General features: G+C 69.3%; 8 protein-coding genes. 6 read left to right on the forward strand and 2 right to left on the reverse strand.

Features of this window, described 5'->3' with window-relative positions; genetic code table 11:
* Positions 1 to 17 precede the first annotated feature (17 nt).
* Genes recC through recD form a run of 3 tightly spaced genes read left to right on the forward strand, consistent with a single transcriptional unit; the run spans position 18 to position 8601 of the window.
* Positions 18 to 3344, forward strand: a complete 3327-nt coding sequence (gene recC, locus ASG12_RS08565; RefSeq protein WP_055788159.1) for an exodeoxyribonuclease V subunit gamma — start codon at positions 18 to 20, stop codon at positions 3342 to 3344.
* On the forward strand, positions 3341 to 6706 hold the full coding sequence (locus ASG12_RS08570; RefSeq protein ID WP_055788161.1) for a UvrD-helicase domain-containing protein: 3366 nt from the start codon (positions 3341 to 3343) through the stop codon (positions 6704 to 6706). The genes recC and ASG12_RS08570 overlap by 4 nt, the downstream gene beginning before the upstream one ends.
* The gene (recD, locus tag ASG12_RS08575) at positions 6706 to 8601 is read left to right on the forward strand and encodes an exodeoxyribonuclease V subunit alpha (RefSeq protein ID WP_055788163.1); all 1896 of its coding nucleotides are present in this window, start codon (positions 6706 to 6708) and stop codon (positions 8599 to 8601) included. The genes ASG12_RS08570 and recD overlap by 1 nt, the downstream gene beginning before the upstream one ends.
* A 29-nt stretch (positions 8602 to 8630) precedes the next feature.
* Here recD and ASG12_RS08580 read toward each other — a convergent pair whose 3' ends face one another.
* Positions 8631 to 9398 carry a PIG-L family deacetylase gene (locus ASG12_RS08580; protein ID WP_156378030.1) on the reverse strand — a complete coding sequence of 256 codons (768 nt, stop codon included), beginning with the start codon at positions 9396 to 9398 and terminating at the stop codon, positions 8631 to 8633.
* 40 nt (positions 9399 to 9438) lie between these two features.
* Positions 9439 to 10845, reverse strand: coding sequence for a glutamate decarboxylase (locus tag ASG12_RS08585; protein WP_055788168.1), 1407 nt, complete (start codon positions 10843 to 10845; stop codon positions 9439 to 9441).
* Between the two features lie 93 nt (positions 10846 to 10938).
* Between ASG12_RS08585 and htpG the strand changes: the two genes are divergently transcribed.
* From htpG to ASG12_RS08600, 3 genes are all read left to right on the forward strand, one after another.
* Positions 10939 to 12912: a molecular chaperone HtpG gene (gene htpG, locus ASG12_RS08590; protein WP_055788171.1), complete on the forward strand. Its 1974-nt coding sequence runs from the start codon at positions 10939 to 10941 to the stop codon at positions 12910 to 12912.
* Positions 12913 to 12994: 82 nt separating this feature from the next.
* Positions 12995 to 14323: an ammonium transporter gene (locus ASG12_RS08595; protein ID WP_268810437.1), complete on the forward strand. Its 1329-nt coding sequence runs from the start codon at positions 12995 to 12997 to the stop codon at positions 14321 to 14323.
* 335 nt (positions 14324 to 14658) lie between these two features.
* A complete protein-coding gene (locus tag ASG12_RS08600; RefSeq protein ID WP_055788174.1) occupies positions 14659 to 15354 on the forward strand; it encodes an MspA family porin in 696 nt (231 codons plus the stop codon).
* Positions 15355 to 15375 lie beyond the last annotated feature (21 nt).

Genomic DNA, 15375 nt, shown 5'->3' on the forward strand with positions numbered 1-15375 from the left:
TCGAGTCGGATCCACCGATGTTGACGGCGCATCGCGCCGAGCGCACCGATGTGCTGGCGTCGGCGCTGGCCGACATCCTCGCCGAGCCGCTCGCCGATCCGTTCACACCGGAGATCGTGGCGGTGCCCGCCAAGGGTGTGGAACGGTGGCTCGCGCAGACCCTGTCGATGCGTCTGGGCACCTCATCGGTTCCGCGCTCACCGGCCGTCGTGACCGACGATAGCGACGGGATCGCCGCGAACATCGATTTCGCGTCACCTGCCGAACTCACCGAGCGGATCCTGGCGGCGGTGCGGGGGCATCGTCGCCGCGACGACCCGTGGGCGGCGGCTCGGGTGCAGTGGATGATGGTCGACGTCCTCGACGCCTGCTCCTCCGACCCCGCCTGCGCGGTCCTGGCCCGTCATCTCGGCATGGCGGGGGCCCGTCCGGATCCGCATCGTGTCGGACGGCGGTGGTCGACGGCCACCGATCTCGCCCGACTCTTCGCCTCCTACGCCTCGGCGCGACCCGGCATGATCGCCGACTGGGCGGCCGGTGACGACACCGACGGTCACGGACAGGCTTTGCCCGCCGACATGCGATGGCAGGTCGTCGTGTGGCGTGCGTTGCGCGACCGCATCGGGTCGCCGAGCCCGGCCGAACGCCTGTCGGCACTGTGTGAACGGATAGCGGCCGCCCCGGACGTCCTGGAACTCCCGCCGCGGTTGTCGCTGTTCGGTCCGACCCGCCTGACCACGGAACAGATCCGGGTCCTGCGCGCGGTCGCCGCACACCGGGACGTCCACCTGTTCCTGCCGCATCCCAGCGATCGCCTCTGGTCGTCGCCTCCGGAATCGGACGAGGTGGTCCGGCGTCGCGATCTGCCCCGCGCCGGGGTGTCGAATCCGTTGCTGGCCGGGCTGTCCCGCGAGATCCGCGAGACGCGACTGCGCCTGGCTCCCCATCTGGACCGCGATCTGCACCACCCCGACCCCGACGGCACCGCGCCCGACGATGCCGATACGCCGGGCGCCTCGGTGCTGGCGCGGTTGCAACGCGCGATCCGCGACGACATCGCCCCGGCCGACACACCGGTCGGTCCGGTCGACGACTCCGTCTCGGTGCACGCCTGCCACGGTCCGGCACGGCAGGTCGAGGTCATGCGCGACGTCCTCGCCCGGATCTTCTGCGAGACCGACGATCTCGAGCCGCGCGACGTGATCGTCATGTGCCCTGACATCGAGGCCTACGCGCCGTTGATCCGGGCCGCCTTCGGCCGCGAGGGCAGCGGTCATCCCGCCCACGGCCTCCGCGTGCGGCTCGCCGACCGGAGCATGGCCGCCACCAACACCGTTCTCGACGCGGTGGTCGCCGTCGTGGCGTTGGCGGGCGGACGCGCCACCTCCGGAGAGATCCTCGACCTCGCCGCCCGTGAACCGGTCCGCACGCGATTCGGCTTCGACGATGACGACCTCGAGACGATCGCGGAGTGGATCTCCGAGGCCGGCGTGCGGTGGGGGATCGGTGACGCGCAACGTGCGGCCTTCGGTCTGCGCGGGTACGAACAGAACACGATGTCGGCGGGCCTCGACCGGATCGCGCTCGGCGTGGTCGCCGACGAGTCGTCGATCGGATGGATTCATCGAGCACTGCCCTTGAGCGGTATCGACAGCGCCGACATCGATCTCGTGGGCCGCTTCGCGGAGTTCGTCGACCGACTCGACCGCTGTGTCACGGCCATGTCGGGTGGTCACACCGTCGAGGAGTGGGGGAGCGCACTGCTCGCGGTCATCGACGACCTCACCGACGTCCGCCGCGCCGACACCTGGCAGCGGGCGCAGGCCGTCGACGTCGTCGGGGCCGCCCTCGAACACGGCGATCCCGCCACGGTTCTCCGCCGTCCCGACGTCGTCGCCCTCCTCGACGACGTCGTCGCCGCACGGCCCACCCGGGCGAACTTCCGCACCGGCGAGCTCACCGTGTGCACGATGGTCCCGATGCGAGCGGTGCCGCACCGCGTGGTCGTCCTCATCGGCCTCGACGACGACACCTACCCTCGGGCCACCCGTGACGACGGTGACGACATCACCCGCCGCGATCCCTGTGTGGGCGAACGCGATCCGCGCAGCGAGGACCGACAGCTGTTGCTCGACACCATCATGTCGGCCCGTGATCGTCTGGTCATCTGCTACAGCGGCGCCGACCCGGTCTCGGGACTACGCCGCCCCCCGTCGGTGCCGGTGAGCGAGATCGTCGACGCCGTCGCCGCGATCGTCGGCGCCGACGACCCGACCTCGATGGTGCACCGTCACCCGTTGCACGCCTTCGACCCGGGCAATTTCGCCGAGATCGACCCGTTCTCGTTCGATGTCGCGGCACTGACCGGTGCGCGGGCACTCACGCAGCCGCCGGACCATAACATCGGTTTCGACCGCCGCCCGCTGACCCCCGTCCCGCCCGACGACATCGACATCGCCGACCTCATCGCGTTCTTTGATCACCCAGTGCGCGGCTTCTGCCGACAACGGCTGGGTTTCCTCGTCCCCGACACCGACGACCTGCCGGCCGACCAGTTGGACGCGGCGCTGGATCCCCTGGACCGCTGGGGGATCGGCGATCGCCTGCTGCGTCGGCGTCTGGCCGGCGAGTCCATCGAGGCTCTCCGTGCCACCGAACTGCGGCGCGGGACGCTGCCACCGTTCGAGCTCGGTCAGGTCGCATTGGCCGGAGTGCTCGACGACGTCGAACGACTCGCCGCCGCCGCGCAACCGATGCTCGATCGGCCCGTCGAGACCGTCGACATCGACGTGCCCCTCGCCGACGGCCGCCGCCTCGTCGGCAGCGTCGGCGGCGTGCACTCCGACCCGAACGGGGCGACGGTGTTCCGAGCGCACTACTCCCGCCTCGGGTCCAAACATCGGCTCCAGAACTGGATCTCGCTGCTCGCCGTCGCCGCCACGCGTGACGGCGCGGCCGAGGCGGTCGCCATCGGGCGCGCCGGGCGCGGGTCACGACTCTCACGATCGACACTGGAGGCGCCGCCGGACCCGGTGGCACCGTTGCAGGCGCTGGTCGCCCTGCGCGACACGGGACTGACGCAACCGCTACCGCTGCCCTCGAGTGCGGCGGCCGTGTACGCCGACCGCCGGTACGCCGGCAGCGACCACGCGGACGGGATCGAGGCCGCCCGCAAGGACTTCGACGACAAGTTCGGTGACGTGCACGACCGCCATCTGGGTCTGGTGTTCGCCGGCGGATTCGACGAGATCCTCGCCGCGGCCGAGCCCGTCGGCTTCGCGATGGCCGCGGCCACGATATGGCGACCGCTGCTCACCGCCGAGAGGATCGACACCCCGCGATGACACCCCGCGCCCGCACCATCGTCGCCGCCACGTTCGACGTCACCGCCCCACCGCCCTCGGGCACCACCGTGCTCGAGGCGAGCGCCGGCACCGGCAAGACCTACGCCATCGTGGCGTTGGCCGCGCGGCACATCGCCGACGGCGTCGACATCGACCGCCTGCTGCTGGTCACCTTCTCGCGGATGGCCACGGCCGAACTGCGCGAGCGCACCCGGACCCGGTTGACCACCCTCGCCGCGGGGCTCGCCGACCCGGATGCGGCCGCCGACGACCCGCTCGTGCAGGTGTTGGCCGCAGCGGAACCCGAGGTCGTCGCCCTGCGACGTCGGCGTGTGGTGGCCGCGCTGTCGGACTTCGACGCATCCACGGTGAGCACCACCCACACCTTCTGTTCGCGCATGCTCGACGCCCTGGGCATCGCCGGAGAGCGCGACCACGGCACCACGCTGGTCGAGGAGGTCGACGACCTCGTCACCGAGGTCGCCCGGGACGTCTACATCAAACGGTTCAGCGGAGGCCACGCCCCCTTCTCCTTCACCGATGCCGACGAGATCGCCCGTGCCGGGGTCCGGCACCAGCAGGCGACCCTCGTGCCGCGTGAGGCGCCGGACAACTCCGCGGCGGCGGCACGGGTCGACTTCGTCGCCACGGTGCGCCGCGAGGTCGCACGGCGGAAACGGATCATGCGGATCCGTGACTACGACGAATTGCAGTCACTGCTGCGCGACGTCGTCGCCGATCCCGAACACGGCGCCGCGGCGCGGGCTCGTGTCCGACAGTTCTTCGACGTCGTGCTCGTCGACGAGTTCCAGGACACCGACCCGGTGCAGTGGGACATCCTGCGTCTGTGTTTCCACGGCTCCGCCGACCTCGTGCTCGTGGGCGACCCGAAACAGTCGATCTACGCGTTCCGCGGCGCCGAGGTCCTGAGCTATCTCGACGCCGCGACGGTCGCCGACAATCATCAGGTCCTCGGCACCAACTGGCGCAGCGACTCCGGGCTCGTCACCGCGCTCGATCATCTCTACGGCGAAGCGGCCCTGGGTCATCCCGACATCGTCGTGCGACCGGTGGACGCCTCACACACCACCTCCCGCCTGTCGGGTCGCACACCCCTGCGCCTGCGGTATCTGTCGCGCACCGGCCTCGGACCTCTGGGCGACAACGGATTCCCCACCGTCGCGGCGGTGCGCGGCGCGGTGATCGACGACGTCGCCGCCGACATCGCCCGGCTGCTCGGTGATCCGCCGCAGCTCGACGACACCGACGGCGGGCGACCGTTGCGACCGTCGGACATCGTCATCCTGCTGCGCACCCGCGCCACGATCGCGCCGATGCAACGGGCGCTCCGCGACGTGGGTGTCGCCTCGGTGGTCGGCGCCGGGTCGAGTGTGTTCGCCACCGACTCGGCGCGCGACTGGTTCCACGTTCTCCGCGCCCTCGAACAACCCACCCGATCCGATCGTGCGGCGCTAGCCGCGATCACACCGCTGATCGGGCGCGCCCCGGTCGACCTCGACACACCCGACGGCGACGTCGCCGCCGATGTCGGTGACCTGTTGGTCGATCTCTCGCAGACCCTGTCGCGTGCGGGATTCGCGGCCATGTTCGACCAGCTCGCCGAGCGCACCGATCTCGCGGGTCGCATCCTCTCCGCGGTCGACGGTGAACGGATCATGACCGATCTCGTGCACCTGGCCTCCCTGTGCAACCGGGTGATGGTGGGGGAGTCGCGCGGTGTGACCGGACTCCTGCGATGGTTCGCCGACCGCCTCGACGACCCCACGGTCGGCGACCAGACCGAGCAGAGCCGCCGGCTCGACCGCGACGCCCAGGCGGTGTCGATCATGACCGTCCACGGCAGCAAGGGGCTCGAGTTCCCCGTGGTGTACGTGCCTTTCGGTTGGGACTCGGCGCGCAACCCGTCGCCGTCGACGGTGCATCTCCACGACGCCGACGGTCGACGGATCCTCGACGTGGGCGGCAAGAACGACCCCGGCTTCGACACGAACGTCCGCGCCGCACAGACCGAGGACGCCGGCGAGGAACTACGACTGTTCTATGTGTCGGTGACCCGCGCCCGATCGCAGGTGGTGCTGTGGTGGGCGCCGGCCACCACCGCACGCCGATCGCCCCTGCACCGACTGTTGTTCGCGCGCAACGCCTCCGCGGCGACGACGAACGCACCCGACCCCGCCGTCTCGGCCAACGTCCCCGCCGACGCGACCGCGGCGACCGCGCTGCAGGAGTGGGGACGACCGATGGGCGAGCTGATCTCGGTGGAACACGTCGACGCGACGTCACCTGCTCCCGTACTCACCCCCGATGACTCGCAGGGCCGCGTCGATCTGCGGGCGGCGACGTTCGACGCGGTGATCGACGACGACTGGCGCCGCACCTCGTATTCGGCGCTGGTGGCCGACCACCACCTCGACGCCACCGCGCTCGGTACCGACGCACACGCCCCCGAGGTCGTCGGTCCGGGCGCGGCGGAGCCCGAGGCCGTGGGAACGGTCGACGAACCGGAGGAGGTCACCGCGACCTCGGGCGGCGGGGGCGCGCCGTCGCTGATGAACACGCTGCCCGCGGGCGCGGCCTTCGGCACCGTGGTGCACAGTGTCCTGGAGGAGATCGACACCGACGCAGACGATCTCACCGCCGAGATCGCCGACCGGTGTCGCCACGCGGCCGCGGTGTCCGGGCTCGACATGGACGCCGACGTCCTCGCCACCGCGATCGCCGGGGTGCTCACCACACCCCTGGGAATCCAGCATCCCACCGACACGCACACCACCGACGATCTCGCCGGCCTCGGGATGCCGAACCGATTGTCGGAACTGGACTTCGAGTTCCCCCTCGCCGCCACCGGCGGGCCCACCGTCGCCGCGATCGCCGACCTCCTCGAGAACCATCTGGCCCCCGACGACCCGCTGCGGGCCTATCCCGGCCACCTCCGGGACATCGGCGGCTCGACACTGCGCGGCTTCCTCACCGGCAGCATCGATCTCGTGGCCCGCGTCGGCGCCGGATCGGGACACGAGCGATACGTGATCGCCGATTACAAGACCAACCGACTCGGTCTCGGCGACCTCGGGGTCGAGGACTATCGGCCCGAGGCCATGGCGCAGGAGATGATCCGGTCCCACTACCCGCTGCAGGCCCTCCTGTACTCGGTGGCACTGCACCGCTACCTGCGGTGGCGGCTCGCCGACTACGACCCGCATCGACATCTCGGTCCGGTCTGCTACCTGTTCGTGCGCGCCATGATCGGCCCCGACACCCCACCGGGGTGCGGGGTGTTCACCTGGGATCTGCCGCCTGTCGTGGTGACCGAGCTCTCCGACGTGTTGGCGGGTCGGTGATGGGGACCGACGCACGTATCGCGGCCCGGGCGCAGGGGCTGCTGGCGACCTTCAACGCCGCCGGTGTACTCGGCGTCGCCGACGTCCATGTCGCCTCCCGGCTGGCCGCCACCTCTGCGGTCGAGATCGATCCCGACGTGCTGCTGGCGACCGCGCTCACCGTGCGTGCGGTGCGAGCCGGGTCGGTGTGCATCGACCTCGCCCGCCTGCGTGACATCCCGCCCGACTCCGAGACCCCCGGCGGCCGAGACCCCGACGGCGGTGACACGGGGGCGATCGACGCGCTGCCCTGGCCCGACCCGACCACCCTCGTCGAGAAGGTGCGGAACAGTCCCCTCAACGGCTCGACGACTGCGTCGCCGCTGCAACCCCTTCGGTGCGCGACGACCGATGACGGTGTCGATCTGCTCTACCTCGACCGCTATTTCCGGCAGGAGCAGCGGGTGCGTGACGTGCTCGCCGCCCGCGCACAGATCGCGCCGGCAGTCGATCTGGCCGCCGTGACGGCGCATCTCGACGATCTGTTCCCCGCTGCGACATCCGGGGCCGGCACCGGAATCGACCGCCAACGGTTGGCCGCGGCGGTCGCGGCGACCCGACCGACGACCGTCCTCGCGGGTGGCCCCGGTACCGGCAAGACCCACACCGCCGCACGGATCATCGCGCTCCTGTCGAGGCTGCACGGCCCCGGCATCCGCATCGGACTGTGTGCCCCGACCGGTCGGGCGGCCGCGTCGCTGCAGGAGGCGGTCGTCGCACAGTCGGTCGCACTCGATCTGCCCGAGGTCAACGCGGTGACCCTGCACAGGCTGCTCGGCTCCACGCGGCGCGGCAGTGGTCGATTCCGGCACGACGCCGGCCACCGACTCCCACACGATGTCGTGATCGTCGACGAGGCGTCGATGGTGTCGCTGACGATGATGTTCCACCTCCTCGACGCGCTGCGGCCGCAGACCCGACTGATCCTCATCGGCGACCCCGATCAGCTCGCGTCCGTCGACGCCGGCGCGGTGCTCGCCGATCTGGTGCACCGGCGACACGACACTCCGCTGGACGGACCGTTGGCCGGCATCGTCGACTCCGTCGCGACCCCCGCCGAATTCGACGCTGACGAGCCGGACATCGCCGATCGCGCGGCGATCGCCGACGGGGTCATCTCGCTGCGCCGCCGTCGGCGGTTCGGGGCCGACATCGGGCGACTCGCCGACGCCGTCCGCGACGGCGATGCCGACACCGCCCTGGACCTGCTCGCCGCGGGATCACCGTCGGTGACGCTCGTGTCGCCGGACGACCTCGACCCGGTGCGCGGCGACGTCACCGCGTGGGTCGCGGCCATGTCCGACGCCGCGCTCGACGGGGATGCCGACGCCGCGCTCGCCGCACTCGGGAGTCATCGGGTCCTCTGTGCACACCGGGAGGGACCGGCCGGTGTGGCGGTGTGGGCGCGGCTGGTGACCGCGTGGTCGGCGCCTGTGGCGACCACCGGACCCGACCGTCTCTGGTACCCCGGCCGGCCGGTGCTGCTCACCGAGACCGACCACCGGGCGCAGCTGTACAACGGCGACACCGGTGTGGTCGTCGCCGAGGCGGACCGGCTCATGGTGGCGTTCGGCCGGGGCAGTCTGACGCGGCTGGTCCACCCGCAACGCCTGCGCGGGGTGATGTCGGCCCACGCGATGACCATCCACCGCAGCCAGGGCAGCCAGTACCGGTCGGTGTCGGTGGTGGTGCCGCCCGCGGAGTCGGCGTTGCTCACCCGCGAGCTGCTCTACACCGCGATCACGAGGGCCACCGACCGCGTGGTGCTCATCGGCACCCCGGACGGCCTGCGCGCCGGGATCGAACGGAAAGTGCTGCGCGCCAGTGGCCTCCGGTCCTCGCTCACGCAGACGTGATCGCGGGGCCGTGACCGACGGGGAGGTGATCAGGAGGCCGCGAGATCGATCCCGCCGTCGGCGAGGTCCCGACGCAGGAACCACTCGGTCCCCAACAACGCGGTGCGTTGTTCCACGTCGAGGGTGACGAGCACCTTCAGTGCCGTGCTGCGCTCGACCTCCGAGGCGTGGGCGTTGATCGCCTCCCACTTGCGGTCGAGCCACGGCGTCACGTCGATACGGGTGTCGATGAGGTGGTCGGGGGTTCCGGGTGCGGCCGCGTCGTCGGTGGCCGGGGCGGTGCCGTTCACGCGCAACCCGATGGCCTTCATCAGGGCCGTCGGGACGGTCGAGAAATACAGGGACGACACCTGCCACGCCGCCCCGAGTTCGGGGTGGACCGGACCGCAGGCGGCGGCCTCGACCGCCGCGACGGCAAGGCGATGGGCGTGGATGTGGTCAGGGTGCCCGTAGATGCCGAACGCGTCGTAGGTGACGACGACCTGGGGTCGGCGGCGACGGATCTCGGCGACGATCTGCGCGACCGCTTCGTCGAACGAGCAGTCACACAATCGCGGTTGACCGGGGGCGGAATCGGGGAACTTGTCGTCGGCCCAGCCCAGCATCACCGGTTCGGCCGCACCGAGGGCGCCCAGGGCGGTCACCAGTTCGACATGCCGATGTGTACCGGGCGACCACGTGCAGGTGATGACCGAGGTCGGTGCCCCCGCGGCGATGGATCGGGCGATGACTCCGCCGGTCCACAGTGACTCGTCGTCGGGATGTGCGTGGACGAACATGACGCTGGGATACGGCACGGGCCTCCAACCACTGTCGACGTTGTGTGGTCCAGCGTAGTCAGTGCGCGAAATGCTTCCGTCGGGGCAGCTCGCCGGTGGCACGTACCTGGGTGAGACCGGCGACGGCGGTGCGGAGGTTGTCGGCGAGGTGGCGGGCCATGTCGGCCGAGAACCCCTCTCGGACAACGATGCGCAGCACCGCGACGTCGGTGGCGTCGTCGGGCATCGTGTAGGCGGGCACCTGCCAGCCGAACGCGGCGAGGGCCCGGGACACGTCGAACACGGTGAAGTCGTGGTCGCCGGTCATCTCGAACGCGATCACCGGTATCGCGCTGCCGTCGGTGACCACCGAGAACCCGTCCATCGAGTCGATCTCGTGGGCGAGCCACTGCGCCGTCTCCGACAGACACGCCATGATCGACCGGTACCCGGCGACACCGAGGCGCAGGAAGTTGTAGTACTGGCCGATGACCTGGTTGCCCGGGCGGGAGAAGTTGAGGGTGAACGTGGGCATGTCACCGCCGAGGTAGTTCACGTGGAAGACGAGGTCGTCGGGCAGATCCTCCGACGTCCGCCACACCGCGAACCCGATGCCGGGGTAGGTGAGCCCGTATTTGTGGCCGCTGGCGTTGATCGACTTCACCCGGGGGAGACGGAAGTCCCACTCGAGGTCGGGGTCGAGGAACGGCACGACGAATCCGCCGCTGGCCGCGTCGACGTGCACCGGGACGTCGGGGCCGCCCCCGTCGGCCAACGCGTCGAGCGCGGCGACGATCTCGGCCACCGGCTCGAGCTCACCGGTGAACGTGGTGCCGAGGATCGCAACCACGCCGATCGTGTTCTCGTCGACGGCCTCGGTCACCTGCTCGGGCGTGATCACGTACCGGCCGCGCTCGACCGGGAGGTACTTCGCCTCGACGTCGAAGTAGCGACAGAACTTCTCCCACACCACCTGCACGTTCGATCCCAGGACCAGGTTGGGGGTCCCGCTGCCTGTGCCGCGGGCGCGCCAGCGCCACTTCAGCGCCAGTCCGGCGAGCATCACCGCCTCACTCGAACCGATGGTGCTCACGCCGACGGCACTCGACGGATCCGCCGGGTCGAGATCGGGAGCGTGGAACAGGTCGGCGACCATCGACACGCATCGTGACTCGATCGCCGAGGTCGCCGGGTACTCGTCCTTGTCGATCATGTTCTTGTCGAAGGTCTCGGCCATCAGTCGTTCGGCCTGCGGATCCATCCACGTCGTGACGAACGTGGCGAGGTTCATCCGCGACGCCCCGTCGAACATCATCTCGTCGTGGATGAACCGGTAGGCGGCGTCGGGATCCATCGACTCCTCGGGCATCCGGAGTGCCGGTACGCGTTGCATCGACAGGCGTCCGGTGTAGGCGGGGGCCAGGTGGGTGTCGACGGGTGTTCCTGCGGCGGGGTGGCGGTGTGACGGTTCGTTGGTGTCGGCCATGAGACCGGCTTACACCACGCGCGCAGGGCATCCGGGTCGTTCCAGGTCGATTCGAACCAATCGCCGAAATCGCGCCTCGCTAGAATCACCGCCATGAGCACACCCGTCGAAGAACGTGAATTCCAGGCCGAGACGCGCCAGCTGCTCGACCTGATGGTCCACTCCGTCTACTCCAACAAGGACAGCTTCCTGCGCGAGTTGGTGTCGAACGCCTCCGACGCCCTCGACAAGCTGCGTCTTCAGGCGTTCCAGGACAAGGACCTCGAGGTCGACACCTCGGATCTGCACATCACCATCGAGCGCGACACCGAGACGCGCACTCTCACCATCCGCGACAACGGCATCGGCATGTCGCGCGACGACGTCGTCGGACTCATCGGCACCCTCGCGCGGTCGGGAACGGCCGAGCTGCGCAAGAAGCTCGCCGATGCTCAGGATTCCGCGGCCTCGGCCGACCTCATCGGCCAGTTCGGCATCGGCTTCTACTCGACGTTCATGGTCGCCGACACCGTCACGCTGCTGACCCGCAAGGCCGGCGAGTCCGAGGGCACGCGGTGGCGCTCGACGGGTGAGGGCACCTACACCATCGAGACCGTTGCCGACGCCCCGCAGGGCACGTCGGTCATCCTCGAACTCAAGCCCACCGACACTGACGACCACCTCTACGACTACACGTCGGAATCGAAGATCCGGGAACTCGTGAAGCGGTACTCCGACTTCATCGCGTGGCCGATCCGGATGGACGTCGAACGGACCGAGAAGGTCGAGAACGAAGGCGCCGAAGGCTCCGACGACACCGCCGAGCCGACCGAGCGCACTGTCGTCACCACCGAGACCCTCAACTCGATGAAGGCGCTGTGGGCGCGGTCGAAGGACGAGGTGACCGACGAGGAGTACACCGAGTTCTACCGCCACGTCAGCCACGGCTGGGACGAGCCGCTCGAGACCATCTCGCTCAAGGCCGAGGGCACGTTCGAGTACCAGGCGTTGCTGTTCATCCCGTCGCAGGCGCCGTTCGATCTGTTCATGCGCGAACGTGCAGGGGGCATCCACCTGTACGTGAAGCGGGTGTTCATCATGGACGACTGCGAAGAGCTCATGCCGGAGTACCTCCGCTTCGTCAAGGGTGTCGTCGACGCGGCCGACCTGTCGCTCAACGTCTCCCGCGAGATCCTGCAGCAGGACCGGCAGATCCGGGCGATCCGTCGCCGACTCACCAAGAAGGTGCTGGCGACCATCTCCGACATCAAGTCCTCGCGGCCCGACGACTACGACACCCTGTGGGCGGAGTTCGGTCGCGCGCTCAAGGAGGGCCTGCTCTCCGATCAGGACAATCGCGATGCGTTGCTGAAGATCTCGTCGTTCGCCTCCACCAACGATCCCGAGAAGCTCACCGGGCTCGAGGACTACGTGTCGCGGATGAAGCCCGGCCAGTCCGAGATCTACTACATCACCGGCGAGACCCGCCAGGCCATGGAGAACTCGCCGCACATGGAGGCATTCCGCGCCAAGGGCATCGAGGTGCTCCTCCTCGGCGATCCGGTCGACGAGATGTGGGTCGGATCCATCCCCGATTTCGACGGCAAGCCGCTGCGGTCGATCGCCAAGGGCGAGGTCGATCTCGACGACGACGCGGGGAAGTCCGAGGACGAGAAGAAGGAAGCCGAGGCGGAGAAAGCCGAACGCGGCAAGGCGTTCGCCGATCTCACGGCCTGGCTGACCACGACGCTGGACGAGAACGTCAAGGAGACGCGGCTGTCGACCCGCCTCACCGATTCGCCGGCATGTCTGGTCGGTGACACGTTCAGCTTCTCGCCGCAGATGGAGAAGCTCTATCGCGCGTCCGGTCAGGTCCTGCCGCCCAGCAAGCGGATCCTCGAGCTCAACCCCGACCACCCTCTCGTCGTGGCGCTGCAACAGGCCCGGGCGGGGAAGGGCGACGACCAGTCCCTCGTCGACACCGCACACCTGCTGTACGGGATGGCCGTGATCGCCGAGGGCAGCGAACTGACCGACCCGGCGAAGTTCGCGAAACTGCTCGCCGATCGGTTGGCGCAGACGGTGTGAACGGCGGGTGACGGCGCGCTGCTAACTTTGCTCTCGCCCCGAATCGAGTGGTCGCGGGTCGAAGAAGCCAAAGGAGCTCCACGTGTCGTACCCGATCGTCGGTACCCCGGACGCGGCCAACACCGCGTGGGTCATGGTCAGCGCGGCCCTCGTGCTGGTGATGACCCCCGCACTGGCGTTCTTCTACGGCGGCATGGTGCGCGCCAAGAGCGTGCTCAACATGATGATGATGTGCATGTCGGCCGTCGGGGTCGTCTGGGTGCTGTGGCTGCTCTTCGGATACTCGATGGCGTTCGGCGACGACATCGGCGGCGTGATCGGTGACCCCACCCAGTTCGCCGGGCTGGACGGACTCTTCGGCGGCAACTACTCCGCCGGCGACCCGGCGGGGGCGTCGATCCCGCTGGTGGGGACCATCCCCGCGCTGGTGTTCGTGATGTTCCAGGCCGGCTTCGCGATGGTGACCGTCGCGCTGATCGCCGGCGCGGTGGCCGACCGCATGAAGTTCGTCGCCTGGCTGGCCTTCGCCGCGCTCTGGGCCACGTTGGTCTACTTCCCGGTGGCGCACTGGGTGTTCGCGATCGACGGCCTGGCCGCGGAATCGGGCGGCTGGATCGCGAATCGCCTGGGCGCCATCGACTTCGCGGGCGGCACCGCGGTCGAGGTGAACTCGGGCGCATCGGCACTGGTGCTGGCGCTCATCGTCGGCAAGCGTCGGGGATGGCCCCGCGACCCCATGCGGCCGCACAACCTGCCCGCGGTCATGCTCGGTGCCGGACTGTTGTGGTTGGGCTGGTTCGGTTTCAACGCCGGTTCGGCCCTCGCCGCCGACGGGACCGCCGCCATGGCCCTGGTGAACACCCTCGGCGCCGGCGCGGTGTCGCTGCTGAGTTGGTTGGTGGTCGAACGCATCCGGCACGGAAAGCCGACATCGTTCGGTGCCGCGTCGGGTGTCGTCGCCGGACTGGTGGCCATCACCCCGTCGTGTGCGTCGGTGACGCCCATCGGTGCCATCGCGATCGGGATCGTCGCCGGAGCGGTCAGCTCCCTGGCCATCGAGCTGAAATACCTTCTCGGATACGACGATTCGCTCGATGTCGTCGGAGTCCACCTCGTGGCAGGCGTCGTGGGCACCGTGATGATCGGACTGGTCGCCAGCAGCGCAGCGCCGGCCGGCGTCGACGGACTCTTCTACGGTGGCGGCCTCGATCAGCTGTGGCGTCAGGTCGTCGCGGTCCTCGCGGTCGGTGCCTACGCCATGGTCGTCACCGCCCTCATCGCGCTGGCCCTGAAGGCGACCATCGGCGTACGGGCCGAACCGCAGGACGAACTCGACGGCATCGACGACGCCGAACACGCCGAGACCGCCTACGATCTGGCGGCGTCGCGCGGCGGACGTCTCGACATCTAGACGCTCGTTCTGGCGTGAACTCCATCTACGTGGGGCGCGTTCTGTGACGTTGTCCAGCCAACAGCGGATGAACGGCGACATACCGTTCTGTGTCCGAAATCATTAGCGACACTTGAGATTACGGTTTGACCGTTTCTGTGACCTGTTCTGGTGGGCATTCACGTCCACGGCGCCGTCATGTCATCGAAACCCGGGAGTGTGTTCACCGGATGTTCGCCTGACTCGATCAGGCTTCACCCCGATCGACGTCGCCGCGTAGGTGTCGTCAATCCAGTCATGTCAGACGCAGATGTCCCGAGCGCGCTCGGGGTCCTGATCGCCCGAAAGAGGAACAGATGAGCAAGAACTCCACCGCGTTGCGGCGAGCTGCATCGCTGGGGACCATGGCCGTGGTCGGTGCCACCGCTGTCGGCCTGGTGTCGCAGGGCGCCGCCAACGCCGACACCTTCCAGAAGCTCCCCAACGGTGCTGCGCGGGGCGACAATCTGCTGATCACCCGTAGCGGTGAGTCGGTCCAGGTGTCGCCGTCGTTGGCGGCCAACGGTGCCGGCCGCAACGCCTGGGTCTCCGCCGACATCACCCTGTACGCCCCCAAGCTCAAGGCCAAGAAGGCCGGCCCCAACCGCGGACCCGCGGGCGAGACTGCGATTCCCGGCACCAACGGTGTCGAGACCAACGGCGCGTCGGCGACCCTGTCGGCCGGCTACATCGTGGGCTGCCAGGTCAGCATCGGCAGCCTCAGCCTCGGTGGCGGTCTGTCGGTCAACAACACGGGCACCGGCGGCGTGCCCTCGGTGGGTCTGAACGGATCGTTCGCGCTTCCGCTGACTCCCGGTCAGGTGAGCTTCGTGCTCCTCAACTACAAGAACATCGAGAAGGCCGGTACCTACTACCTGTCCTACGATCGCGCGCAGCTGCAGGTCCAGGGCTGCGGCGGCTACGCCCAGGCCCGCTCGTACGCGGTGGTCGAGACCACCGGTGACGACCACCAGAAGGTGACCCTGTACGGCAAGCCCTTCAACATCGGCTGACCTGACCTCCATGACACGCAC

This window comes from Williamsia sp. Leaf354 (assembly GCF_001424365.1).
Classification (GTDB): domain Bacteria; phylum Actinomycetota; class Actinomycetes; order Mycobacteriales; family Mycobacteriaceae; genus Williamsia_A.

What these genes read in the sequence shown, in the direction of transcription:
- recC (WP_055788159.1), top strand. Translation starts at nt 18, where the DNA reads ATGTTGACGGCGCATCGCGCCGAGCGCACCGATGTGCTGGCGTCGGCG.
- ASG12_RS08570 (WP_055788161.1), top strand. Translation starts at nt 3,341, where the DNA reads ATGACACCCCGCGCCCGCACCATCGTCGCCGCCACGTTCGACGTCACC.
- recD (WP_055788163.1), top strand. Translation starts at nt 6,706, where the DNA reads ATGGGGACCGACGCACGTATCGCGGCCCGGGCGCAGGGGCTGCTGGCG.
- ASG12_RS08585 (WP_055788168.1), bottom strand. Translation starts at nt 10,845, where the DNA reads ATGGCCGACACCAACGAACCGTCACACCGCCACCCCGCCGCAGGAACA.
- htpG (WP_055788171.1), top strand. Translation starts at nt 10,939, where the DNA reads ATGAGCACACCCGTCGAAGAACGTGAATTCCAGGCCGAGACGCGCCAG.
- ASG12_RS08600 (WP_055788174.1), top strand. Translation starts at nt 14,659, where the DNA reads ATGAGCAAGAACTCCACCGCGTTGCGGCGAGCTGCATCGCTGGGGACC.